Genomic DNA, 22,400 nt, shown 5'->3' with positions numbered 1-22,400 from the left:
ACCGGGGGAGTTTTTGCGTCTGGGCCTCGCGTTCCGGCGGCCCGGCCGCTTGATGAGGGCCCGCCTCCTCCCCGCCGCGGCGTCACGGCCGCGCAGGCCCGAACCAGCGGGCGAGCGCGTCATCCAGTCCCGACTGAGTTCCGTCCCCCGTCCACGCCACATGCCCGTCGGGCCGGATCAACACCGCGGCCGGCGCGCTGACCGAACCGATGACGGGAAGCTCCCACCCGCCGTCGTACCTGGCGTCCACCAGTTGCACCCGGTCCGCCCACTGCCCCAACCCGATGCTGCCCGGCGCGCCGAGGTTCAGCAGCACCGCGCGGGCTTCATGCAGGAGGGTGAACACCCGCAGCGGGCCCCTGGCGGTGACCAGGTCGAGATCGGGCATGCGCCGCCCGAGCAGCGGGTGCCCCTCGCCGAGGTCGTAGCGGACGTCCAGGCCGGAGATGAGTGCAGCCAGCCGCTTCCGGGCCTCGTCGATCGTGAGCAGTCCGGCCACCGTGTCGGCCAAGGCGCCGACGCGCGGGTCGGCCCGCTGCATCAGCGACTGCGCCATTGTGTGCTTGAGCGCGCGGGCTCCGGCGGGGTGCCGCTCGGCGTGGTAGGTGTCCAGCAGGCTGCCCGGGGCACTGCCCCGGACCACCAGGGCGAGCTTCCAGCCGAGGTTCACGGCGTCCTGGATGCCGAGCCCGATCCCCTGCCCGCCCGAAGGAGCATGGATGTGCGCGGCGTCCCCGGCCAGCAGCACGCGTCCGCTGCGGTAGGCCGCGGCCTGCCGCGTGGCGTCGGTGAAGCGCGAGATCCAGGTCGGATGGTGGATCCCGAAGTCGGTGCCGTAGACCTCGGACAGCGCCATGCCGAGGTCCGCCAGCGTGGGCTCGGTCGCCGGCCCCAGTTGCTTCTCGGTCACGACCACCCGCACCGTTCGCCCGTCCTCCATCGGGTGCAGCCCGTGGACCCCCACCTCGTCGATGCGCATGCCCGACGGCGTATCCTCGGTTACCTCCACTTCGGCGATCAGGCTGCTTTTCGTGGCATCCCAGCCGGGGAACCCGATGCCGGCCGCCTTGCGGACCGCGCTGCGTCCGCCGTCGGCGCCGACCAGGTACCGCGCGCGCATCGGCCCGCCGTCGGCCAGATGCACGTCGACACCGGCGGCGTCCTGGACCAAGCCGGTTACCTCGAGGCCCCGATGGACCGGCACACCCAGTTCCTCGATCCAGCCGGCCAGGATCCGCTCAATATGGTTCTGCCACAGCCCGAGCGTGTAGGGGTGGCGGGTGGGAAAGTCGCTGACGTCCAGCATCGTGTTCCCGAAAAACGCCGCCTGGACGGGCTGGCCCTCGGCCAGGAACCGGTCGGCAATCCCGCGCTGATCGAGGATCTCGATCGTCCGCGAGTGGAAGCCGCCCGCGCGCGAGCCCACCAGCTCCGGCGTCGGGCGGCGCTCCACGATCGCCGTATCCACGCCCGCCAGCGCCAGTTCACCGGCAAGCATCATCCCCGACGGACCGCCCCCGGCAACGATGACCTCCACCATCACGACCCCGCCTCTCCGAGCCTTTTCGTGCGCCTCTTCAGCGCACGTCCGGGCCAGTTTGGGGCATGAGGGGGGCCTTGCAGCAAGCCCCCCGGTGCGCGCTACGTTGGAAGTGGCGGCAGACCTACGGCCCCGCAGGTCAGGCGAAGCCGAAAACCGGCGGGAATACCACGACGACGACGGCGGCCCAGGCGCCATAGACCGGCAGGTACCCTGTCTGCCAGCGCTCCAGCGCCGCGAAGGGTCGCCGCCCGCGCAGGAACCCGACGGTGAGCCACGCCGCCCACACCAGATGCACCAACAGCAGCAGGTTCAGGCCGAGCGCGGCGACCTTGTTGGCGCTGGTACCGAATTCGGCGATCCGGGTCAGCATCGCCGTCAGCATGACCGCGTCGACCGCGACCGCGGCGGCGACGAGGACCAATTGCAGGCCGTCGAACAAGCCCGGCGGCGCCAGCGCGTCGCGGGCAGAAATCGCGTACAGCAGCAGGGCCAGGACGAGCACGAGGATCGCGTTCATCAGGATGAGCAGCCCCCGGTCGACGTCCACCAGGCCGCCTGCCGCCGTGAGTACCGCCAGCAGGGCCAGCAGCATCACGATGGTCAGGGGCGTGAAGACGCGGGTGAGCACCGGGGCGATGTTCTCGACGACGTTCTGCTTGGCCTCGACCAGCCAGGCGGCCACGACCAGCGCACCCGGGACGGCGAACGGCAGTATCCAGGCCTCCATCGCGGGCTCGAAGTCGACGCCGACAGCCTGCAGCGCGCCGAAAGTGAGCCCGATCAGCACCGCCCCGCCGAGGGCCAGCAGCGTGAAGTAGATCGCGAGCTCACCGCTGAACCGGACAAAGTCCATGCGCCGGCTGTGCTCCCGCCACCTGCCGCCAACGTACGCCACGCCCGCCAGCAGCCACAGGACGACCGGGGCGTGCAGCACGGCGAGCACCTCGGTGGAACCGGCGGCCGCGAACGGATAGGCATTGAGCAGCACGGCCAGCGCGGTGAACGGGACGAGCAGCGCAGCCGCCTTGGGCACCGTCAACCGGCGTTTCCAGGCGAAGTACGCGGCAAGGAACGGGAAGACGAGGAGGCCGAGGTTGCGCGCCAGGACCGCGCCGTCGAGCCACAGGGTGCCTGCCTTGACGGCCACCCCTGCCCCCACGGCGAGCGCGAGGACGACAGCGAGCTCCCGCCATGGCGGCGCTGCGGAGTCGGCGTCCTGCGGGACGAGCACCAACTGCTTCCACAGCCGGTCGGAGTGCTCGCGGGCGAACTCATGCGAGATCGCATCCAGATTGCCCAGGCGCTTGATCGCGACGAGGAAGGCCTCCTCGTCGTCCAGCCCTGACGCCTGGCGGTCGGCGATTTGTCCGCGCAGGTGGTCCTCGAGTTCATCGAGGTCCGCGGGTGAGATCGCCTGCCGCCGCCGGACATACCCGCGCCACCGGTCTATCTGTGCTTCCAACTCGGCATGCGGTTCCATCAGGCCCACCCTTCGACCGGGGCCGCGGGCGGCGGCACTGCCTGCCACACCCGCCGCAGCGTCTCGGCGACCACCGTCCACTGTTGCTGCCGCTCGGCGAGCACCTCCCGGCCTTGGGCGGTGATGGCGTAGTGTTTGCGCCGCCGTCCGGCCTCCGAGATGCCCCACGAGGACGACACATACCCGAACCGTTCGAGTCGGTGCAGCAGCGGGTAGAGCATGCCGTCCGTCCACTCCAGCCCTCCGTCGGACAGTTCGCTGACGCGCTTGCTGATGGCGTAGCCGTATAGTTCGCCCTCCGACAATATCCCCAGCACGAGCGGGGTGGCCGAAGCGGCGACCAGGTCCTTGTCAATGCGCAAAGGGTCCTCCTGATACCTAGATCTGCAAGGTATTACCATAGCACCTCTAGGTATCAGGCAGGGCGGCCGTCCGGCCAGGCCGCCTTGGGCTCAGGCCTTGAGGGCCAAAACAAAGGGCAGGACCGCTTCGGCCCCGGCGAGGCGCAGCGCGCGTCCGGCCACGGTCAGGGTCCAGCGGCTGTCGGCGACGTCGTCGACCAGAAGCACGGGGCCGCGGTTTTGCGCCAACCAGGCTTCACCGCCCTCGGGGACCTGGAACTGGTCCCACACATCGGCCAACCGGAAGGCGCTGTTGCCGCCGGGGCCGCTGCGGGGTCCGCCGTGCGGGACGGTGAGTTCGCCCAGGTAGGGCAGCCGGCCGATCTCGGACAGGCCGCGGGCCAGTGACTGCACCAGCAGCGGCCTGCTGCGGGAGGGGACGCTGACGATGCCGACCGGGCGTTGTGCCCAACCCCACTGCGCCAGGACCTGGACGCAGGCGTTCAGCATGGCCGGGTCCACTTCGCGGTCCGGCGCCCCGTCCGCGAAGACTTCGCGCAGCTTTCCGCCCCAGCCCAGGTCCGTCAGCCGGGCCAGGGCGCGGCCGCTGCCGTTGGCCTCCGCCGGCGGGATCTTGCCCTTGACCGGCACGCCCAGCTTGTTCATGCCGCTGGGCCACATGGCGCGCGGCTCCAGTTCGACGCCGGCACGTTGCAGGGCGGCGCCGGCGCTTTCGGTGGCCTCGGCCGCGATGGTGTCCGAGTACCAGGGTCCTGCGCAGTTGTCGCAGCGCCCGCAGGGCGCCGCGGCGGGATCGTCCAGGGCCCTGGCGAGGAATTCCATCCGGCAGCCGGAGGTGTTCTCGTAGTCCAGCATGGCGTTCTGCTCGGCCACCCGGGCCTGCGAAATGCGTCCGTAGCGCTCCGCGTCGTAGGTCCAGGGCTGGCCGGTCCCCTCCCAGCCGCCGCTGACCTTGCGCACCGCGCCGTCCACGGAAAGGACCTTCAGCAAGAGTTCCAGCGGGGACCGTTTCAGGTTCACCAGCGTCTCCAGCGCCGCGGTGGACAGCACGGTCCCCGGGACGGAGAGCTCGCGCAGCACGGCCGTTGCCGTGCCCTCGTTCGGCATCGACGCCGTGGCAAAGTACTCCCAGATGTCCCGGTCTTCGGTACCCGGCAGGAGCAGCACGTCGGCGTTCGGAGTTCCGCGTCCTGCGCGCCCCACCTGCTGGTAGTAGGCCACCGGGGAACTCGGCGCACCCAGGTGCACCACAAAGCCCAGGTCGGGTTTGTCGAAGCCCATGCCGAGGGCGCTGGTCGCCACCAGCGCCTTGACCCGGTTCTCCTTCAGCGCCGCCTCAGCCTGTTCCCGCTCGGCCGGATCGGTCCGGCCGGTGTAGGCGGCCACCTCGTGGCCGGCCTCGCGGAGCAGCCGGGCCGTGTCCTCGGCGGCGGAAACCGTGAGGGCGTAGATGATTCCGCTGCCGGGCAGGTCGTCCAAGTGCGTGAGCAGCCACCCGAGCCGGGCACGCGGGCTGGCCAGGCGGAGCACTCCCAGCCGCAGCGACGCGCGGGCGAGCGGGCCCCGGATGGTGAGCACTCCGCCGTCGTGCCCGGGGGCGGCATGCACGCCGAGTTGCTCCTCGATGTCGTGGACCACGCGGGAATTGGCGGTGGCCGTGGTGGCCAGTACCGGGACCCGCTCGGGCAGTCGGGCGATCAGGTCCCGGATCCGCCGGTAGTCCGGGCGGAAGTCGTGGCCCCAGTCGGAAATGCAGTGCGCCTCGTCGACCACCAGCAGGCCGGAGCTTTGCACCAGCTGCGGCAGCTGTTCGTCGCGGAACCGCGGATTGTTCAGCCGCTCGGGCGAGACCAGCAGCACGTCCACGGTATTGGCGGCCAACTGCTCCTGGACCTGGCCCCATTCCAGCTGGTTCGCCGAGTTGATCGCCGCGGCCCGCACCCCCGCGCGTTCGGCCGCCGCCACCTGGTCGCGCATGAGCGCGAGCAGGGGCGAGACGATCAGGGTGGGGCCGGCGCCACGGCGGCGCAGCAGGAGGCTCGCCACGAAGTAGACCGCCGATTTTCCCCAGCCGGTGCGCTGCACCACCAGCGCCCGGCGCCCGCCGGAAACCAACGCCTCGACAGCCTCGAACTGGCCCTCGTGGAACTGGGCCGTGTCATTGCCCACCAGGGCACGCAGCAGCGCGGTGGCCTCCCCGCGCAGCCCGCCGTCGTCCTGCCCGGGCCCCGCCGTTCCCGTCGTCACCGCGTCCGTTGTCCCGTCGATCAGCTCAGCCATGCTGCCCAGTATCGCAGCCGCCGAGGACAACCTGGCCCTTTTCCACAGCAGCCCCTTATAAGCTGGTGAAGTGAGCAGCATAGATCTTGGCCTGTCCTTCAAGGCGTACGACGTCCGCGGGATCGTGGGCGAAACCATTACGGCGGCGACCGTCGAGGCGACCGGCGCCGCGTTCGTGGACGTGTTGTCCCTGGCCGGGCAGACCGTGCTGGTGGGCGGCGACATGCGCCCGTCCTCGCCGGAATTCGCCGCCGCGTTCGCCCACGGCGCGGCCGGCCGCGGGGCCAACATCCAAATGCTGGGGCTGATCTCCACCGATGAGCTCTACTACGCCTGCGGGTCCCTGGACGCCGCCGGGGTGGTGTTCACCGCCAGCCACAACCCTGCGCAGTACAACGGCCTGAAGATGGCCAAGCCCGGGGCGGTGCCGGTCTCCTCCGACACCGGCATGTTCGACATCCGCGACCTGGCGCAGAAGTACCTCGAGACGGGGATCCCCGACGGCACCGAACCCGGGACCATCAGCGAAACCAACGTGCTGGCCGGTTACGCCTCCTACCTGCGCTCCCTGGTGGACCTGGCCGGCATCCGGCCGCTGAAGGTAGTCGTGGACGCCGGCAACGGCATGGCCGGGATGACCACCCCCGCCGTGCTCGGCGACACCCTGCTGCCGGCGCTGCCGCTTCAGGTCGTGCCGCTGTATTTCGAGCTGGACGGCACGTTCCCCAACCATCCGGCCAACCCCCTGGAACCGGAAAACCTGGTGGACCTGCAGGCCGCCGTCACCGAGCACGGGGCGGACCTCGGCCTGGCCTTCGACGGCGACGCCGACCGGTGCTTCGTGATCGATGAGACCGGGGCGGTGGTCTCCCCCTCGGCAATCACCGCGCTGGTCGCCCGGCGCGAAATCGCCCGCGCCCGCGCCGCCGGCGAAGAAAGCCCGGCGGTGATCCACAACCTGATCACCTCCCGCGCCGTGCCCGAAACCATCACCGCCGCCGGCGGACGCCCGGTCCGCACCCGGGTGGGACACTCGTTCATCAAGGCGCACATGGCCGAGGAGAAGGCCGTGTTCGGCGGCGAACACTCCGCGCACTATTACTTCCGCGACTTCTACAACGCCGACACCGGCATGCTCGCCGCCATGCACGTGCTCGCCGCCCTCGGCGAGCAGGACGCACCGCTGTCCAAGCTTGCCGCCGAATACGACCCCTACCACGCCACGGGCGAACTGAACTCCCAGGTCGAAGACAAGGACGCCGCGATCGCCCGCGTGCTGGCCGACTTCGCCCCCGCCCTCGCGTTCGACCCCGCCGCGGCCGGAACCGACACGACGGCCGTTAGCTGCCCGGCCCCCTACGCGGGCACCGGCGTGAGCGTGGACCGGCTCGACGGCACCACCGTGATCGCCGACGACGGAACCTGGTGGTTCAACCTGCGCCCCTCCAACACCGAACCCTTCCTGCGGCTGAACGCCGAGGCGACCAGCCCCGGCCTGCTCGACACCCTCCGCGGGCACGTCCTGGCCCGCGTCCGGGAAACAGCATGAGCGCCTCGTGGCGGGAGGGCATCCCCGCGGAGATCCTGGCCGATATCGACACGCTGTTCGGAACCGGGCTCGGGGTGGCGCAGGAACAGTTGACCGAGCATGGGGCGTTCCTGCCCGCGGCCCTGGTCACCACGCACGACGGCGGCCTGCGGCTCGTCGTGGTCTCCCCCGATGACCTGGACGCCGAGGCAGCCGAGGTCAACGTGGATGGGATGATCGAGGACCTGTACGCCACCCTGCGCCATGACCGCGCCGATTTCCGCGCCATCGCCGTGATCAGCGACATCTTCCTGCCCGAAGAGGACGCCGACGCGATCCAGATTGCCGTGGAGCACTCGGCCGGCATCGCGGTCTCGGCCATCCAGCCCTACCATCACGACGACGACGGCACCTGGAGCTACCCGGACCCGTTCGTGGACCCGCAGGAACGCCTGGTCTGGCCCGATGAGGAACCCGACGCAGAAGCCGGGCCTCCCCGGGGCTGATCCACCGGCGCCGCGCGGAACGGCGGCAATTCCGGCCGCGCCGGACGGCTAAAATTGGCGGCATGCGTATCAATGCCTTCTCCGATGTGTGCCTGCGTGCACTGATGCTGCTGTCCGCGGCGCCGGAGGGCGAATTGATGACCACGCAGGCGGTCGCCGACGGCGTCGGCACCCCGTACAACCACGTCAGCAAGGCGGTGCTGAAGCTGCGCTCGCTCGGACTGGTCGAGGCGGTGCGCGGCCGCTCCGGCGGCATCCGGATCAGCGCCGCCGGGCGGCTGGCGACGGTGGGCGGCCTGCTGCGGACCCTCGACGCGCGGGAGGATCTGGTGGATTGCGAGTCCGCCAGCGGCGACTGCCCGATGAACAACAACTGCGCGCTGCGTGGGGCGCTGCGCCGGGCCCGCGAGGCCTTTTACCGCGAACTGGATCCCCTCGTCGTGTCCTCGTTGCCACACCCGTCGCAGATGGAACCCGTCTTTTTGGCATTGCTGAACCGCCGCCCCGCGTGATCCGCGGCGGGCCACCACCACGGACTCAACCGGTCTGGCGGCCCGAGAGCTTGTCGCGCAGCCGGTCCACCATGCCGACGCCGGGGCCCAGGGTCTTGTGGAACAGCTCGGAGTGCGGGGCGCTGGGATGGGGCCTGGTCGGCGCGACTTTCTTGGCGTTCTGGACCTTTTCACCCAGCTCAACGAGCCGCTCCGGGGGGATGTGGGCGCGCAGCTTCGGGAACTGATCCGTCTCCTCGTCGTTGGCGTGGTGGCGCAACTGCCCTTCGAGTTCCCTGACCAGCTCCATGAAGGTTGGGTCGGAGGAGTCAACGTCCTCCATCCGCTTCATCAGCTGGACGATCTCATCGTGCTCCTTCTTGTCATGCTCAACCTCTTCCTTGCCGTTCGGCACGTGCTCTTCGATCGCGGGATAGACGAGCATCTCTTCCGCGACGGCGTGGCGCATCACCTCCGCGATGACGGTATCGGCCAGGTCCCGGCGCTGGCCCGGGTCGGCGGTCTGCTCGATCTGGCTGAGCAGTTCAATCATTTCGCGGTGATCGGTCGTGAGGATATCGATGACATCCCCGCCCTGCGTATCGGCCATGACGCCCCTCCTTGGGTCGTTGCTCGTGAGCGTGCGTAGGAGGGCTCAACATACCAACGAGCGGCATTCGATTCCACGGTCCGAAGCGCTTTCGGGGTTGGGAGCGCGAAATCGGGGCAGCCGGTCTAGACCGGACGCGCGGTGTGTCCGCAGTTAAGCGGATGAGGCCCCCGCGCAGGTGCGCGGGGGCCTCATGTCGGGAACCTGTCATGGCGTCCCGCGTTCAGTCACTCAGGCGAAGCGGGCCTGGAGCTGCTTGAGTTCGGCGTTCAGCTCATCGGGCAGGGAATCGCCGAACTGCGCGTACCATTCCTCGATGCCCTTGAGCTCTTCCTTCCACTCCGCCGGATCCACCTTGACGGCTTCTTCCACCTGAGCCTGGGTCATGTCCAGCCCGGTCAGGTCGATGGAGTCGCCGGTCGGGATGTAGCCGATCGGGGTTTCCGCGGCGTCCGCGGTGCCCTCGATGCGTTCGATGGCCCACTTGAGCACGCGGGAGTTCTCCCCGAAGCCCGGCCACGCGAAGCCGCCGTCGGCATTGCGGCGGAACCAGTTGACCAGGAATACCTTGGGCAGGCGGTCCGGGTTGGCCTTGCCCTCGATGGTGCCCCAGTGCTTGAGGTAGTCGCCGGCGTTGTAGCCGATGAACGGAAGCATGGCCATCGGGTCGCGGCGGACCACACCTACTTCGCCGGCGGCGGCGGCGGTGGTCTCCGACGACAGGGTGGAGCCCATGAAGATGCCGTTGGTCCACGAGCGGGCCTGGGTAACCAGCGGGATGGTGGTCTTGCGGCGCCCGCCGAAGAGGATCGCATGGATCTCCACACCGTCGGGGCTGTAGTACTCCTGGGCCAGCATGTCGATCTGTGAGATCGGCGTGCAGAAGCGCGAGTTCGGGTGCGCCGCCGGCCGGCCGGAGTCAGGCGTCCAGTCGTTGCCCTGCCAGTCGATGAGGTGATCGGGCACTTCGTCGGTCATGCCCTCCCACCAGACGCCGCCGTCGTCGGTCAGCGCCACATTGGTGAAGATGGAGTTGCCCTTGGCGATGGCGCGCATGGCGTTGGGGTTGGTGCTCCAGCCTGTGCCCGGTGCGACGCCGAACAGGCCGTACTCGGGGTTCACACCGCGCAGTTCGCCCTCCTTGCCGATGCGCATCCAGTTGATGTCGTCGCCGAGGGTCTCGGCCTTCCAGCCCTCAATGGTCGGATCCAGCAGCGCGAGGTTGGTCTTGCCGCAGGCCGAGGGGAAGGCGGCCGCAATGTTGTACGCCTTGCCCTGCGGGCTGGTGAGCTTGAGGATCAGCATGTGCTCGGCCAGCCAGCCTTCGTCGCGGGCAATGACCGAGGCGATGCGCAGGGCGTAGCACTTCTTGCCGAGCAGCGCGTTGCCGCCGTAGCCGGAGCCGTAGGACCAGATGGACCGTTCCTCGGGGAAGTGCACGATCCACTTCTCCTCATTGCACGGCCAGACGACGTCGGCTTCCCCTGGTTCCAGCGGGGCGCCGACGGAATGCAGCGCGGGGACGAAGAAGGCGTCCTCTTGCTCCATCTTGCGCAGCACGTCGGTGCCGATGCGCGCCATGATGCGCATGGAGGCGACCACATAGGCCGAGTCGGTGATTTCAACGCCGTACTGCGGCTGTTCCGCGTCCAGAGGCCCCATGACAAAGGGGATCACGTACATCGTGCGTCCGCGCATGCTGCCGGCGAAGCGCTCCGTGAGGATCGACTTCATCTTCGCGGGGTCCATCCAGTTGTTGGTGAACCCTGCGTCTGCCTCCTTCTCGGAGCAGATGAAGGTCCGCTCTTCGACCCGGGCGACGTCCTTCGGGTCGGAGAAGCCGACGAAAGAGTTCGGGAACAGCTCCGGGTTCAGCCGCTTCAGCGTCCCGGCCTCGACCAGCTGATCGGTCAGGAGGGCGTACTCCTCTTCGGAGCCGTCCACCCAATAGACAGAGTCGGGCTGCGTCAGCTCTGAAACTTCGGCAACCCAGGCCAGAAGCTTTGCGTGTGTAGTTGGGGCATCCATAAGTGTTTCCTCAAGAACCGGCTGACGCGTGATATCGCCCATGACTCATCCCTTTCCTGGGCCAGTGGTGTTTCTAGATGCTATGGGTCGATGGCTAGACCAGCGGGCTGCAGAAAAAGGAAAATAGGTCTGGCTAGATGGGTAGAGCCCGGAAATCCGGGGATTTTCAACGTGTCAAGGCCCACAGGTGTGATTAAGGTCATATAGACCGGTCTAGTTAATGTGTCCCTTCAGGGGCTGCCCGACGCGGCTTCCCGGGATCAGCGGCCGCCCGGCGGGCCGGCGATGGAGACTCCTCTGGGTCAGGCAGACGGGCCTCGGGGGGTGAGGTGGCGCTCCCACAAGCAGCGCTGCGCGGAATTCCGGGGCGGAGGCGGGCGGGGCTCCCTCGATTTGGCGACTGTCCGGCAAACACGCTACAGTTGTATCCGGCCGCGAGGCCAAGCGCCCATAGCTCAGCTGGATAGAGCGTCTGTCTACGGAACAGAAGGCCGGGGGTTCGAATCCCTCTGGGCGCACCAACGAAATGCAGTCCGGTCATCGACCGGGCTGCATTTTTCTTTGCCGGCAACGTGCCGCGGCTCCAGCGGTTTTACCGGCCACTCCCCTCTCCGGGCTCCAGTGTCTCAACTTCGGATACTGGAAATTTCATCACCAGGGCGTGGACCCGGAGAAACTGCGGGAGGTTCCGCGCTGGCACACCGGCTACCGTCTACACTCAGCTTGAGCGCGATGTGCTCGGTGTGTGGAGCACCAGCGGTCGAGGGTCAACGCCGCGTTAGGCCAAGGCCTGGCCAGCCAGGGCTTCACGGAAACCTGCAGCGTAGGAGGTTGAGATGACGGCGACCCAGGCAAACCTGGCCGTGTTCCAGCAGCACCGCGGGCTGCTCTTTGGGGCGGCGTACCGCCTCTTGGGCAGCGCCGCCGACGCGGAGGACGTCCTGCAGGAGGCATGGCTGCGGTTCTCCGACGTGCCGCAGGACCATGTCCGGGAACCGCGCGCCTTCCTGCTGCGAACGGTAACCAATCTGGCGCTGAACCAGATCCGCGCCCAGCAGCGCCGTCGCGAAAATTACGTCGGGCCCTGGCTGCCCGAGCCGGTCAGTTCCCTGCCGGATGCGCCGAGCCCTCCCGCACCGGACGAAGCCGCCGTGCTGGCCGACGATGTTTCGCTGGCCATGCTGGTGGTCCTGGAACAGCTCTCCCCCTTGGAACGTGCGGCCTACATCCTGGGCGAGGTCTTCGGCTACCCGGCACCGGATATTGCCCGGACGCTGGGCCGCTCGCCCGCGGCGGTGCGGCAACTCATCTCGCGTGCCCGCGGCCACGTTGCCAGCCGGCAAGCCAGGAACCAGGTGGATCCGGCCCTGCACCGGCGGATCACCGAACAGTTCCTGGAGGCGGCCAACACCGGGGCCATCGAGCCTCTGCTGGGCCTGCTGGCCCCGGACGTTGTGCTGACCAGCGACGGCGGCGGACAGAAGACCTCGGCGCTGCGGCCCATCTACGGGGTGGAGAAGGTGCTGCGCTTCCTGCTCGGCATCACCGGCAAGCCGGACGCCCCCTTCCACCTGCATGTCGCCGACGTCAACGGGCTGCCCGGGCTGGTGGCCGTTGACGCGGACGGTGCGGTGGACACGGTCGCCGGCTTCCGGATCGATGAGGGCTTGGTCCGCGAAATTTTCCTCATCCGGAACCCGGACAAGCTTGGCCGCATCCGCATCTAGCAGGTGCACTGACCCGGCCGTCATGAGACGGTTAAAACTGGAGTCCGCGCCATCGTGCGCGCTCCTGTCATGTGTTGGTCCCGTATTGAGGAGGAATACCCATGAAGGTCACCGCCGCCGTCGTACGCGAGACGGGCGCACCGCTTTCAGTCGAAGAACTGGAGCTCGCCGATCTCCGGCCCGACGAGGTGAGGGTCCGCATGGTCGCCACCGGCATCTGTCACACGGATTCGACCGCACGCGACGGGGCATATCCCCTCCAATGGCCGGCGGTGCTCGGACACGAGGGCGCCGGCGTGGTGGAGGATGTGGGCATAGCGGTGACGAGCGTCAAGGCTGGTGACCACGTGGTGCTGGCGCCGGCATCGTGCGGTACGTGCAAGCAGTGCCGCCGCGGGGAGATGGCCTACTGCGAGCACTACATCGCCATCAATCTCAGTGGCCGCCGTACCGCGCTCTCGGCCGACGGTGAATCCGTGGCCTCCCACTTCTTCGGCCAGTCGTCCTTCTCGTCGTACGCGAACGTGCTGGAGCGCTGCGTGGTCAAGGTGGACCCCGACGTTCCGCTGGAGATGCTCGCCCCGCTGGGGTGCGGGCTGCAGACCGGTGCCGGGGCGGTGCTCAACGAGCTGCGGCCGGAGGCGGCATCATCGCTGGCGGTGATCGGCGCCGGGGCGGTCGGCTCGGCGGCGATCATGGCGGCCAAGATCGCCGGCTGCACGACGGTGATCGCGGTGGATCTGCACGACAACCGCCTGGAGACGGCCCTCGAACTCGGCGCCACCCACACCATTAACTCCGCCAAGACGGACATGGGCGAGGAACTGAACCGCATCACCGGCGGGGAGGGTGTGGACTACATCGTCGATACCACCTCGGTGCCCGCTGTGCTCAACCAGGCTGCGCGCGCGCTGGCCTTCCGCGGCACGCTCGTGGCCGTGGGCAACACGACCTTCGGCACCGAGGCACCGTTCGAGATCGGCGAGTCCCAGGTGAAGGGATGGACGTTTAAAATGAACGTCCAGGGCAGCTCGGTGTACCAGGTCTTCATCCCGCGCCTGATCGAGCTGTGGAAGCAGGGACGGTTTCCGTACGACAAGCTGGTCAAGACCTACCCCTTTGCCGACATCAACCAGGGTTTCGAGGATTCGGCCAGCGGTTCTACGATCAAGCCGATCCTCCTCTTCTGACCGGCTGACCGGCGGAATCCGCCCCGGCTGAAACGCGTCCGCGAGGCGCCGCCCGGCCACGCTCAGCGCAGCACCACGAAGTCGGTCACCGCGGCGTCGCGCCCGTCCAGCTCCGCCCAGCTCTTGCCGTGCTGCAGCACGGTCAGGCCCGAGGTCGGATAGTGGGTGGCCATGTCCACCACGGCCTCCTCGTCGGAATCCCGCGATGCGAGCCGCATCGCCAGGTCCTGCACCGCCGGCATGTGGGCCACCACCAGCAGGGACGTGATGGTGTCGGGCAGCCGGTTGATCTCGGACAGGACCCGCACGGCCGGCGCGTCGTAGAGTTCGTCGGACAGCATGGGGGTCGGCGCCTTCTCCCCCAGCTCGCTGCACACCCAGGTGCAGGTCTGGCGGGTCCGCAGTGCCGACGAGCACAGGATGAAGTCCGGGATGCAGTCGTGCTCCACCATCCACCGTCCGATCTGCGGCGCCTCGTCGTGGCCGCGCTGGGCCAGCGGCCGCTCGTGGTCCTCGACGCCCAGCGGCCACGCGGCCTTGGCGTGGCGCATGATCATCAGCTTCTTCAGGTGGTGGTCGTTCACACCACGAGTGTATGCGGCCCTTGTCAGCGCCTCCGCGCGATGCGAAGCTCGGGACATGGCAGAGCGGACCCTGGAAGCGGATGTCGTGGTACTCGGGGCCGGGGCGGTCGGCGAGAATGTGGCGGACCGGACCACCCGCGGCGGACTCAAGACCATCCTGGTGGAATCGGCGCTGGTCGGCGGCGAGTGTTCCTATTGGGCCTGCATGCCCTCCAAGGCCCTGCTGCGCCCGGGCACGGCCCTGCAGGCCGCGCGAAGCGTCAAGGGCGCGGCCGAAGCCGTGACCGGCGGCCTGGCGGCGGAGGCCGTGCTGGCCCGCCGCGATTCCTTCACCTCCGGCTGGGACGACGCCTCGCAGGTGGAGTGGGTGAAGGGCGCCGGCATCGAACTGGTCCGAGGCACCGCCCGGCTTAGCGGTCCGCGCGAAGTAACGGCAACGGACGACGACGGGACCTTGACCCGCATCACCGCACGCCACGCCGTCGTGCTGGCCACTGGTTCCTCCCCGAACGTGCCGCCGCTTCCCGGGTTGGACGGCGTCGATTTCTGGGGAACCCGCGAAGCCACCGCTGCGCAGAAGGTTCCGGAGAGCCTGCTGGTGCTGGGCGGCGGCGTCTCCGGCTGCGAGCTCGCGCAGGCGTATGCCCGGTTGGGCACCGACGTCACCTTGGTGGCACGCGGAGACCTGCTGGCGAGCGTCCCCGAACCCGCGCGGCGGCTGGTGGAAGCCGGGCTGCGCCGCGACGGGGTGAGGATCCGGCTCCACACGGCGGCGTCACGGGTGGCTGCGCACGACGGCGGCGTCAGCCTCACCCTGACGGCTGCGGGTGCGGACGGGGAGACCGGGGCGGCGGACACCGTCACGGCCGCGAAGCTCCTGGTGTCCACCGGGCGACGGCCGGCCCTCTCCGGCCTTGGCTTGGAGGAGCTGGGACAGGATCCGAAGCGGCTGCAGGTCGACGCCAGCGGACGCGTGGGCGGCATCGACGGGGGCTGGCTGTATGCGGTAGGCGACGCCGCAGGCAAAGCCCAACTGACACACCAGGGCAAGTACCAGGCGCGGGCCACGGGGGACGCGATTGCCGCCCGCGCGGCCGGCGAGCTGAACGGCGACCCGGAACCGTGGAGCCGCTTCGCCAGTACTGCCGACGACGCGGCGGTTCCCTCGGTGATCTTTACCGACCCGGAGGTCGCCGTCGTCGGTCTCACCGAAGAGCAGGCCCGGGAGCGCGGGCTCGCCGTGTCCGCCACCCAACTGCCGATCGCCGTCGCCGGCTCCTCGCTGTATGCCGACGGCTACCAGGGCTGGGCCCAGATGGTGGTGGACGAGGACCGCAAGGTCATCGTGGGCATGACGTTCGCCGGCCCCGGTGTCAGCGAGTTGCTGCACTCGGCGACCATCGCCGTCGTCGGCCAGGTCCCGCTGGACCGGGTCTGGCACGCCGTGCCCTCCTACCCCACCATCAGCGAGGTCTGGCTCCGCCTGCTCGAGGCGTACGGGCTGTAGCGCGGCGGCGGAGCCGGGCAGGACTTAGATGGAGTACTCCGGCGCGGCCCAGACCACTACTTCCGGGTGCTCATAGAAGCGGTAGCCTTGGCCGCGGACGGTGCGAACGGTGTTGGCCAGGCGGCCCAGCTTGGAACGGAGCCGGCGGATATGCACGTCGATGGTGCGTTCGTTCGGAACTTCCTCGGCGTTCTTCCACAGCCCGGAGAGCAGCTCTTCGCGGCCGACAGTGCGGGTGGCGTTCTCCACGAGGTAGTTGAGCAGCTCGAATTCCTTGAACGTCAGGTTCAGGGTCTCCCCGTCCAGGTGCACCTCGCGGCGGGACAGATCGATCAGGACGCCGCTGGGACGGCTGGCGTGCGAGGCCGGCTGCGGCTGCCGCTGTATCTCCACGGCCGCGGTCCGCGGACGGCGGCTGACGGTCGGATCGCCCAGTGCCTGGCGCACCACGTCAATGTTCTCGCCCGGGGCGTCGGCCGGCGCCAGGGCCACGGCCCCGTGGGTCTGGGCGTCGGGAGCCAGCGACTGCACATAGGCACGCACCTGGGAAGCCAGCTTGCTCAGCGTGGTCCCCTGGGCGGCGGCAGCCTCCTCGTCCAGGCCCACATAGAGAACGAACCCGCGGGCAACAGTGTCATTCGACACCGCCTGCGGGCCGGGAATTCCATTGGGGGTGACCACGGGGGTGGGGGCGGTGGTCGGATGGGGGGCAGCGGCGTCGAACTGGCCGGGAACCGCGCGCAGCACGCGGTAGGCCTGCTGTTCCCCCGGGTAAGACGGCTGTCCGGCGAACTGCGGGTTCTGCCCGGCTGCCTGTCGCTGCGCGGCTGCCGCGCGGTTCTGGGCGTTGCGGACGGAGATGTGGACGTATCCGGATGAAACTGACATTAGAACCTCATGTGTGAAAATGGCCGTCATCACGGCGCGAATGCATGGGTATGCCCGCACGGGATGTGTTTCTGGCGCCCGCCATTGGACAGATGAATTGCCTGGATTAACTCGAGGGGTGGTGAGTTAGGCCTGCATTCGGCAACAGTCCGCCAGTGCGCCGGGATACGTCCCGTAACTGAAGGCTGCGGCTGCAGATGCTGTTGCGTTGTTGTTCACAACCATGAGTTTGGCGCGTAACAATGCCTACGTGCAAGTAATATAAGCCTGCTTGTCTCACATAGTGAGAAGAAACAGTGCTTTTGTGCCACACATCACACCACGGCCGTGCATAAATATCAGCCGAACACCGCTCTTGCGGGGCGCCAGTGAATAAATATGCATTGTTGGTTTTGCCTCGTGGTGAGGCGCACTAGATGCAAAGCGCCGGCGTTTGCAAACCGTCCAAAATGTGGACACGCACTGGAACGTGCGGGCCCCCGATCTGCCACCTCGCCGGCTGGTTCAGCCGGCAACGCCGTACAGCCGGTCCCCTGCGTCACCCAGGCCGGGCACGATGTAGGCTTTCTCGTCCAGCCGCTCGTCGATGGACGCCACCACAATCGAGACGTTCTTGCCTTCGAGCTCATCGCGCAGGGCCTGCAGGCCCTCCGGTGCCGCCAGCAGGCAGATGCAGGTGACGTCGGCGGCGCCGCGGGCGAAGAGGAACTTGATGGATTCGCGCAGCGTGCCGCCGGTGGCCAGCATGGGGTCGAGCACGAACACCTGGCGGCCGGTGAGGTCGGCCGGCAACCGCTCGGCGTACGTAATGATGTCCAGCGTTTCCTCGTTGCGCGCCATGCCCAGGAAGCCGACCTCGGCGGTCGGCACCAGCTTGGTCATGCCCTCGAGCATGCCGAGGCCCGCGCGCAGAATGGGCACCACCAGCGGGGTTGGTTTGGTGAAGGCGGTCCCGATGGTCCGGGTGACCGGGGTCTCGATTTCCACCGGCTCGGTGTGGACGTCGCGGGTGGCCTCGTAGGCCAGCAGGGTCACCAGTTCTTCGGTGAGTTGGCGGAATACGGGCGACGGAGTGGTCTTGTCGCGGAGAACGGTGAGTTTGTGGGCAACAAGGGGATGATCCACTTCGAGTACGCGCATTCCACAAAACTACCGGCAGCCGGATAGCAGGGACAAACATCGGGCCTGCCAGAATGGTGGCATGGGCCCCATTGATCCGCAGCACCACCAGTGGATGGGTCTTGCCCTGGACCAGGCCCGGTTGGCCCTGGAGACCTCCGACGTGCCGATCGGCGCCGTGGTGATGGGGCCCGACGGCGCGGTGCTGGGTTCCGGACGCAACGAACGGGAGGCGCTGCACGACCCGACCGGCCATGCCGAAATGGTGGCCATCCGGGAGGCGGCCAGAAAGCTTGGCTCCTGGCGCCTGGACGGCTGCACGCTGGTGGTCACGCTGGAGCCCTGCGCCATGTGCGCCGGCGCCATCGTGCTCGCCCGCATCCCGAAAGTGGTCTTCGGGGCGTGGGATGAGAAGGCCGGCGCGGCCGGCAGTGTTTTCGACATCCTGCGCGAACGTCGGCTGAACCACTGGGTGGAGGTCTACCCTGAGGTCCGCACGGAGGAGTCAGCCGCCATGCTGCGCGCGTTCTTCGCGCGGCACCGCGGCGATCTCCCCCTCTGACTCAGGTGCCGGCCGCGCCGTTTTGGGGCTCAGGGCCAACAGCGGGTAAAGTTGACGCGTTGGTGACGTGTCCGAGCGGCCGAAGGTGCAACACTCGAAATGTTGTTTGGTGAAAGCCAACGTGGGTTCAAATCCCACCGTCACCGCCACTAGCAAGGCCCCGCTCCCCTCCTAGAGAAGGGAAGTGGGGCCTTTTGCTTTCGCCGCAGATCGGGACAGTTTGCCGAGCTTGAGTCGCCCGTTCGACGACCACCCGTAACGGCCAGAGCTTCTTCTGTTCCGCGCCTTACGGGCTTGGAACGAGCTCTACCGAATAACCTTCAGCTTTTTCATACAGCTGCCGCAGGTGCCCGCCATGCCATTCCAGCCACAGGGCGTCCGCTGCCCGCGTCACCTCTTCGACCCGGCCCTTCCGGACGGCTTTCCCATCCTTGCGGATCTGAACGTGCTGGCCTGTTAGGTCTTTCCAATTGTCTACCGTCATGGGAGACCTTTCCTCAATCTTGTGCAGTATTTTGACCGCTGCGTGGTGGTAAGAGAGGCAAAACGAGGGTGCCGCCGCCGGTTGGGGGATGTCGCCATCGTTCGGCAACATCCCCCAACCGGCCCGGTCCCTGATGCGGGGCATGCGAAACCCCGCCGACGCGCGCAGTCAGGATCAGGGGTAGAGCCCGCGGGTCAGGTGCGCCTGTGCCACACGCTCGACCGCCGTCACCGTAGCGGCTTCGCGCAGGTTCAGGCCGCGCTTGGACGCAATGGACAGGACGTTCTCCCACGCCGCCAACATCCGGTGTTCCAGTTTTTCTTCAACTTCGGCAGCAGTCCACCAGTAGGCCTGATTGCCCTGCACCCACTCGAAGTAGGAGACGATGACGCCGCCCGCATTGGCGAGAATGTCCGGAACAACGAGCACGCCCTTGTCCTGCAGAATGACGTCCGCCGCCGCCGTGGTGGGGCCGTTGGCGCCTTCCACGATGACCTTGGCGCGCACCTTGTTGGCGTTGCCGCCGTGCAGCACGCCTTCTACTGCTGCGGGGACCAGCAGGTCCACCTCAAGCTCCAACAGCTCATCCGAAGGCATGGCACCTGCGCCGGCAAAGCCGACGACGCTGCCAGTCTCCTTGACATGGTCTTGCAGGGCACGGATGTTCAAGCCGTCAGCATTATGGATGGCCCCATACTGGTCGCCCACAGCCACAACGCTGACTCCGGCGTCGGCAAGGAACTCTGCGGCTCCGGCTCCCACCTTGCCGAAGCCTTGAACAGCCGCGGTGCTATGCCGTGGATCAAGCCCGGCGTGGGCAAGCGCTGCCAGCGCGACGTGCACGACGCCCCTGGATGTGGCGCTCGAACGGCCGAGGGAACCGCCAACACTGACAGGCTTGCCCGTCACCACGCCTGGAACCGTGTATCCGACGTTGACCGAATAGGTGTCCATCATCCATGCCATGGTCTGTTCGTCAGTGCCGATGTCGGGCGCCGGCACGTCCTTCTCAGGGCCGATGATCGGCAGGATTTCGCTGGTGTAGCGGCGCGTAACGCGCTCCAATTCCTGCTGCGAGTAATTCCGCGGATCAATAGTGATCCCGCCCTTGGCGCCGCCGTAAGGGACGTCCAGCAGAGCGCACTTCCACGTCATCCACATTGCCAGTGCACGCACTTCGTCCAAGGAGACGTGCGGGCTGTAACGCAGTCCGCCCTTGGCGGGTCCGCGGGAAAAATTATGTTGCACGCGGTAACCGGTGAGAACCTCAACGCTGCCGTTGTCCCGGCGCAAGGGGATGCTCACGGAAAGCTCCCGGCGCGGCTGGGCCAGCAACTGGTGCAGCCCTTCGCTGTATCCCAGCGTACGGATTGCTGAAGCAAGCTGCCTGTGGGCGTTCTCCAGCGGTCCCGCGTCCTGGGTGGGAGCCGACGTGCCGTGCTCGGATTGTGCGGTTGACAGAGATAAGACAGGTGTCGTCATCGACAGAGGTTCCTTTTCGGCTTAGGTCTTTCGGAGGGTGTGCATGTGACGCTACAAGGGCGCGAAAGGGACGTCAGTGTGCGAGTGCACAAAACGGCGTGACGCAACTAGCAGCTTCAACAGCGGCCGCGGCCTAAGACCCGGCCAGCGGGGACGAGACGCCCGCTCCGCTTCGCCGCGCGCCTGCCGGTATGAACGGTGCGGCCAAGACAACGAGGCCCTATGCCGCCTCGGAAAAATGTCCTTCCAGGTGAAACGCAGTCTCTCAGCTAGCTAAGGAGTGCGTTCTTCTGTCGGGATTTCGTTGTGGAGCTCCGCCCGCAGTTCGTGCAGGTGATGACTAAGCCCCTGGATGTTGTGAAGACCGGAATAAAGAAGACTGTGAGTTTGGTGGCGCGTTCCTGCAGGCGATGGTGCACGAACCGGCCGCAATACTGGCACGTAGCCATCCGTCCGGGCAGATCGCGAAGGGCGGTCTTGAGACCGAAGAGAAGAAACACTGTGCGTGCCTTTCAGAGGTTGTTTCCAGTCAGTCCCGGATGGGATGCGGGCATCGCAGACATGGATCTCCGTTCTCTTGGCAGAGGACGCCCTTGTCAAGATAGTAAGCATACTTGGCGATTACCTACCAGCGCGGAGCGAAAGGAATTCGAGGGCTCTCACGTCTGCCAAAGATGACGGAGCGTAAGTAATGAGTCCCCTAGCCTGTGCGGTTCACGGCGGCTACAACACAAACGCCCCGCACTTTCGGAGAGCGGGGCGTTGGTTTGAGCGTGTGTTAAAGCGGGCGAATGTTCTCGGCCTGCAGTCCCTTTTGGCCCTGGACGACGTCGAACTCAACTTTCTGGTTTTCTTCCAGCGAGCGGTAGCCGCTGGCGGCGATGGCCGAGAAGTGTGCGAACACGTCCGGCCCGCCGTCGTCCTGGCTGATGAAGCCGAACCCCTTTTCGGCATTGAACCATTTGACGGTGCCTGTTGCCATGCTGATCTTCCTTCTGGAACGGCAGCGCCGACTCCCCCAACGGGAACCTGCCCGCGACCGTCCACCTTCAACCTAGGTGAGCACCGGCCGTGCAGCAAGAGCATCCGGAGGTCCGGACCGCAAGAAGCCGCGGGACAGTCCTCCAGACAGGTCAGGCAGAGTCGCCGGCTCCTTCGTCCTTGACGTGGTTGCGGGATTCGTCGTCCCGGTCGGCGTCCTCGGCGACGGCGTTGGCAATGAGGTCCATGCGGTCGGCCGGGGTAAGCCGGTCATCCTGCTGATACTCTTCGATGTTTTCGCTGACGGCGTCTTCGTCGGCGGGCTGAACGTTTTCCGTCATTACTGCTCCTGCGTAGTACGGCTCCTTATCACTGTCGCCGATCCGGCACACGTCCACAACCCCTCGGGCGCGGCCAACCCGACCCTCACGGGGCCTTGGTCTCGCTGAACATCCTGCCGCTGCGCCACGTGGGGCGTAGCCTTAATCCATGCACCTTCTCTGGCTTTCGGAGGTAAGAGAATGGCCACCCCTGCCAAGGCTTTGAAGCCCACCGCCATCGGCCGGGTCGTCTCAGTGACCACGGCCAACGGGGACGAGCATGTCGGCGTCCTGACCGCATTCCACCGAAGGCAGCACAGCGAGGATTTCCTGGTCTATCTTCAGGGAGTTCCGCAACCGGTCCCGGTACCCGCCGAAGGGTCGGCCGTGGTTCACCAGCGCGTGCTCTAGCGCGTGCTTTCATGCCGCAGATGGTGCCCGGGCGGGGTGCCATCTTTAGTGCCATGCAGCGGTCCTGTCAATGCTTTCAGGCTCAATCCGGCCTTTCACATCCATCACAAAAATGCCGCCCATGTCACATTTCGACAGCTATCGAAAAGCGCCGGAAAAAGAGGTTGAGTCGTGGAATTTTAGCCGTACGCTAAGACCACCTCACAGGTCGCGGCGGCTGACGAAAGCCGCCTCCTTGAGGTAATTCGTCTGCAGGTTTTCCCTGTGGTGGCGTCGGGGGACGTCCAGGGCCTGCTGAGGGGGACGGGGGCTACGGG

The 22,400-nt window shown here is 67.3% G+C and carries 22 protein-coding genes and 2 tRNA genes; 10 read left to right on the top strand and 14 right to left on the bottom strand.

Annotated elements, in window-relative coordinates:
- Positions 1 to 82 precede the first annotated feature (82 nt).
- The 4 genes from AC5RUH_RS05650 to AC5RUH_RS05635 all read right to left on the bottom strand — a co-directional run bounded on the left by AC5RUH_RS05650 (position 83) and on the right by AC5RUH_RS05635 (position 5,665).
- Positions 83 to 1,540 carry an FAD-dependent monooxygenase gene (locus AC5RUH_RS05650; protein ID WP_494128128.1) on the bottom strand — a complete coding sequence of 486 codons (1,458 nt, stop codon included), beginning with the start codon at positions 1,538 to 1,540 and terminating at the stop codon, positions 83 to 85.
- Between the two features lie 139 nt (positions 1,541 to 1,679).
- Positions 1,680 to 3,023: a permease prefix domain 1-containing protein gene (locus AC5RUH_RS05645; protein WP_494048847.1), complete on the bottom strand. Its 1,344-nt coding sequence runs from the start codon at positions 3,021 to 3,023 to the stop codon at positions 1,680 to 1,682.
- Positions 3,023 to 3,385 (bottom strand): PadR family transcriptional regulator, encoded by a 363-nt coding sequence (locus AC5RUH_RS05640; RefSeq protein WP_494002295.1) that lies wholly within the window; start codon positions 3,383 to 3,385, stop codon positions 3,023 to 3,025. Before AC5RUH_RS05640 ends, AC5RUH_RS05645 begins: the two co-directional genes overlap by 1 nt.
- A 90-nt stretch (positions 3,386 to 3,475) precedes the next feature.
- Positions 3,476 to 5,665, bottom strand: a complete 2,190-nt coding sequence (locus AC5RUH_RS05635; RefSeq protein WP_494024334.1) for a RecQ family ATP-dependent DNA helicase — start codon at positions 5,663 to 5,665, stop codon at positions 3,476 to 3,478.
- Between the two features lie 70 nt (positions 5,666 to 5,735).
- Here AC5RUH_RS05635 and AC5RUH_RS05630 point away from each other — a divergent pair, with 70 nt between their 5' ends.
- The 3 genes from AC5RUH_RS05630 (at position 5,736) to AC5RUH_RS05620 (ending at position 8,211) form a co-directional block, all read left to right on the top strand.
- On the top strand, positions 5,736 to 7,214 hold the full coding sequence (locus AC5RUH_RS05630) for a phosphohexomutase domain-containing protein (protein ID WP_494128112.1): 1,479 nt from the start codon (positions 5,736 to 5,738) through the stop codon (positions 7,212 to 7,214).
- The gene (locus AC5RUH_RS05625) at positions 7,211 to 7,699 is read left to right on the top strand and encodes a hypothetical protein (protein ID WP_494128111.1); all 489 of its coding nucleotides are present in this window, start codon (positions 7,211 to 7,213) and stop codon (positions 7,697 to 7,699) included. The genes AC5RUH_RS05630 and AC5RUH_RS05625 overlap by 4 nt, the downstream gene beginning before the upstream one ends.
- A 62-nt stretch (positions 7,700 to 7,761) precedes the next feature.
- Positions 7,762 to 8,211 (top strand): RrF2 family transcriptional regulator, encoded by a 450-nt coding sequence (locus AC5RUH_RS05620; RefSeq protein ID WP_494002291.1) that lies wholly within the window; start codon positions 7,762 to 7,764, stop codon positions 8,209 to 8,211.
- A gap of 25 nt (positions 8,212 to 8,236) precedes the next feature.
- Here AC5RUH_RS05620 and AC5RUH_RS05615 read toward each other — a convergent pair whose 3' ends face one another.
- Positions 8,237 to 8,800 carry a hemerythrin domain-containing protein gene (locus tag AC5RUH_RS05615; RefSeq protein WP_494002290.1) on the bottom strand — a complete coding sequence of 188 codons (564 nt, stop codon included), beginning with the start codon at positions 8,798 to 8,800 and terminating at the stop codon, positions 8,237 to 8,239.
- Positions 8,801 to 9,031: 231 nt separating this feature from the next.
- Positions 9,032 to 10,870 (bottom strand): phosphoenolpyruvate carboxykinase (GTP), encoded by a 1,839-nt coding sequence (locus AC5RUH_RS05610; RefSeq protein ID WP_494102270.1) that lies wholly within the window; start codon positions 10,868 to 10,870, stop codon positions 9,032 to 9,034.
- A 402-nt stretch (positions 10,871 to 11,272) separates the two neighbouring features.
- Between AC5RUH_RS05610 and AC5RUH_RS05605 the strand changes: the two genes are divergently transcribed.
- The 3 genes from AC5RUH_RS05605 (at position 11,273) to AC5RUH_RS05595 (ending at position 13,745) form a co-directional block, all read left to right on the top strand.
- Positions 11,273 to 11,349 (top strand) — tRNA-Arg (locus tag AC5RUH_RS05605).
- A gap of 315 nt (positions 11,350 to 11,664) precedes the next feature.
- Positions 11,665 to 12,555 (top strand): RNA polymerase sigma factor SigJ, encoded by an 891-nt coding sequence (sigJ, locus tag AC5RUH_RS05600; protein WP_494002288.1) that lies wholly within the window; start codon positions 11,665 to 11,667, stop codon positions 12,553 to 12,555.
- Positions 12,556 to 12,656: 101 nt separating this feature from the next.
- Positions 12,657 to 13,745 carry an NAD(P)-dependent alcohol dehydrogenase gene (locus tag AC5RUH_RS05595; protein WP_494024645.1) on the top strand — a complete coding sequence of 363 codons (1,089 nt, stop codon included), beginning with the start codon at positions 12,657 to 12,659 and terminating at the stop codon, positions 13,743 to 13,745.
- Between the two features lie 62 nt (positions 13,746 to 13,807).
- On the opposite strand, the gene AC5RUH_RS05590 is transcribed toward AC5RUH_RS05595, so the two are convergent.
- Positions 13,808 to 14,329 (bottom strand): SixA phosphatase family protein, encoded by a 522-nt coding sequence (locus AC5RUH_RS05590; protein ID WP_494024340.1) that lies wholly within the window; start codon positions 14,327 to 14,329, stop codon positions 13,808 to 13,810.
- 55 nt (positions 14,330 to 14,384) lie between these two features.
- Here AC5RUH_RS05590 and AC5RUH_RS05585 point away from each other — a divergent pair, with 55 nt between their 5' ends.
- A complete protein-coding gene (locus AC5RUH_RS05585) occupies positions 14,385 to 15,836 on the top strand; it encodes a dihydrolipoyl dehydrogenase family protein (protein ID WP_494024646.1) in 1,452 nt (483 codons plus the stop codon).
- A gap of 24 nt (positions 15,837 to 15,860) precedes the next feature.
- On the opposite strand, the gene AC5RUH_RS05580 is transcribed toward AC5RUH_RS05585, so the two are convergent.
- Together AC5RUH_RS05580 and upp are read right to left on the bottom strand one after the other, a co-directional pair.
- Entirely contained in the window at positions 15,861 to 16,724 is an 864-nt protein-coding gene (locus AC5RUH_RS05580) for a winged helix-turn-helix domain-containing protein (protein ID WP_494013021.1), read from the bottom strand.
- A 504-nt stretch (positions 16,725 to 17,228) separates the two neighbouring features.
- A complete protein-coding gene (upp, locus tag AC5RUH_RS05575) occupies positions 17,229 to 17,864 on the bottom strand; it encodes a uracil phosphoribosyltransferase (protein WP_494024343.1) in 636 nt (211 codons plus the stop codon).
- 61 nt (positions 17,865 to 17,925) lie between these two features.
- Here upp and AC5RUH_RS05570 point away from each other — a divergent pair, with 61 nt between their 5' ends.
- Together AC5RUH_RS05570 and AC5RUH_RS05565 are read left to right on the top strand one after the other, a co-directional pair.
- The gene (locus tag AC5RUH_RS05570) at positions 17,926 to 18,405 is read left to right on the top strand and encodes a nucleoside deaminase (RefSeq protein WP_494074222.1); all 480 of its coding nucleotides are present in this window, start codon (positions 17,926 to 17,928) and stop codon (positions 18,403 to 18,405) included.
- Between the two features lie 61 nt (positions 18,406 to 18,466).
- Positions 18,467 to 18,554, top strand: a tRNA-Ser gene (locus AC5RUH_RS05565).
- A gap of 137 nt (positions 18,555 to 18,691) precedes the next feature.
- Here the strand turns inward: AC5RUH_RS05565 and AC5RUH_RS05560 are convergent.
- The 5 genes from AC5RUH_RS05560 to AC5RUH_RS05540 all read right to left on the bottom strand — a co-directional run bounded on the left by AC5RUH_RS05560 (position 18,692) and on the right by AC5RUH_RS05540 (position 21,693).
- Positions 18,692 to 18,889, bottom strand: coding sequence for a hypothetical protein (locus tag AC5RUH_RS05560; protein ID WP_494002281.1), 198 nt, complete (start codon positions 18,887 to 18,889; stop codon positions 18,692 to 18,694).
- Between the two features lie 174 nt (positions 18,890 to 19,063).
- Positions 19,064 to 20,371, bottom strand: coding sequence for a Glu/Leu/Phe/Val family dehydrogenase (locus tag AC5RUH_RS05555; RefSeq protein ID WP_494002280.1), 1,308 nt, complete (start codon positions 20,369 to 20,371; stop codon positions 19,064 to 19,066).
- 269 nt (positions 20,372 to 20,640) lie between these two features.
- Positions 20,641 to 20,820, bottom strand: a complete 180-nt coding sequence (locus tag AC5RUH_RS05550; protein WP_494002357.1) for a zinc-ribbon domain-containing protein — start codon at positions 20,818 to 20,820, stop codon at positions 20,641 to 20,643.
- 329 nt (positions 20,821 to 21,149) lie between these two features.
- A complete protein-coding gene (locus AC5RUH_RS05545; RefSeq protein WP_494002279.1) occupies positions 21,150 to 21,353 on the bottom strand; it encodes a cold-shock protein in 204 nt (67 codons plus the stop codon).
- A gap of 151 nt (positions 21,354 to 21,504) precedes the next feature.
- Complete coding sequence (locus tag AC5RUH_RS05540) at positions 21,505 to 21,693, bottom strand: hypothetical protein (RefSeq protein WP_494101226.1); 189 nt, start codon at positions 21,691 to 21,693, stop codon at positions 21,505 to 21,507.
- 180 nt (positions 21,694 to 21,873) lie between these two features.
- On the opposite strand from AC5RUH_RS05540, the gene AC5RUH_RS05535 reads away from it, so the two are divergent.
- Positions 21,874 to 22,083 carry a hypothetical protein gene (locus tag AC5RUH_RS05535; RefSeq protein WP_494013068.1) on the top strand — a complete coding sequence of 70 codons (210 nt, stop codon included), beginning with the start codon at positions 21,874 to 21,876 and terminating at the stop codon, positions 22,081 to 22,083.
- The last annotated feature ends 317 nt before the right edge of the window (positions 22,084 to 22,400 follow it).

The sequence above is a fragment of the Arthrobacter sp. Y3223166 genome (assembly GCF_059090935.1).
Note: the sequence above shows the minus strand (reverse complement) of the source record. Positions and strands in the feature narration are given on the sequence as shown.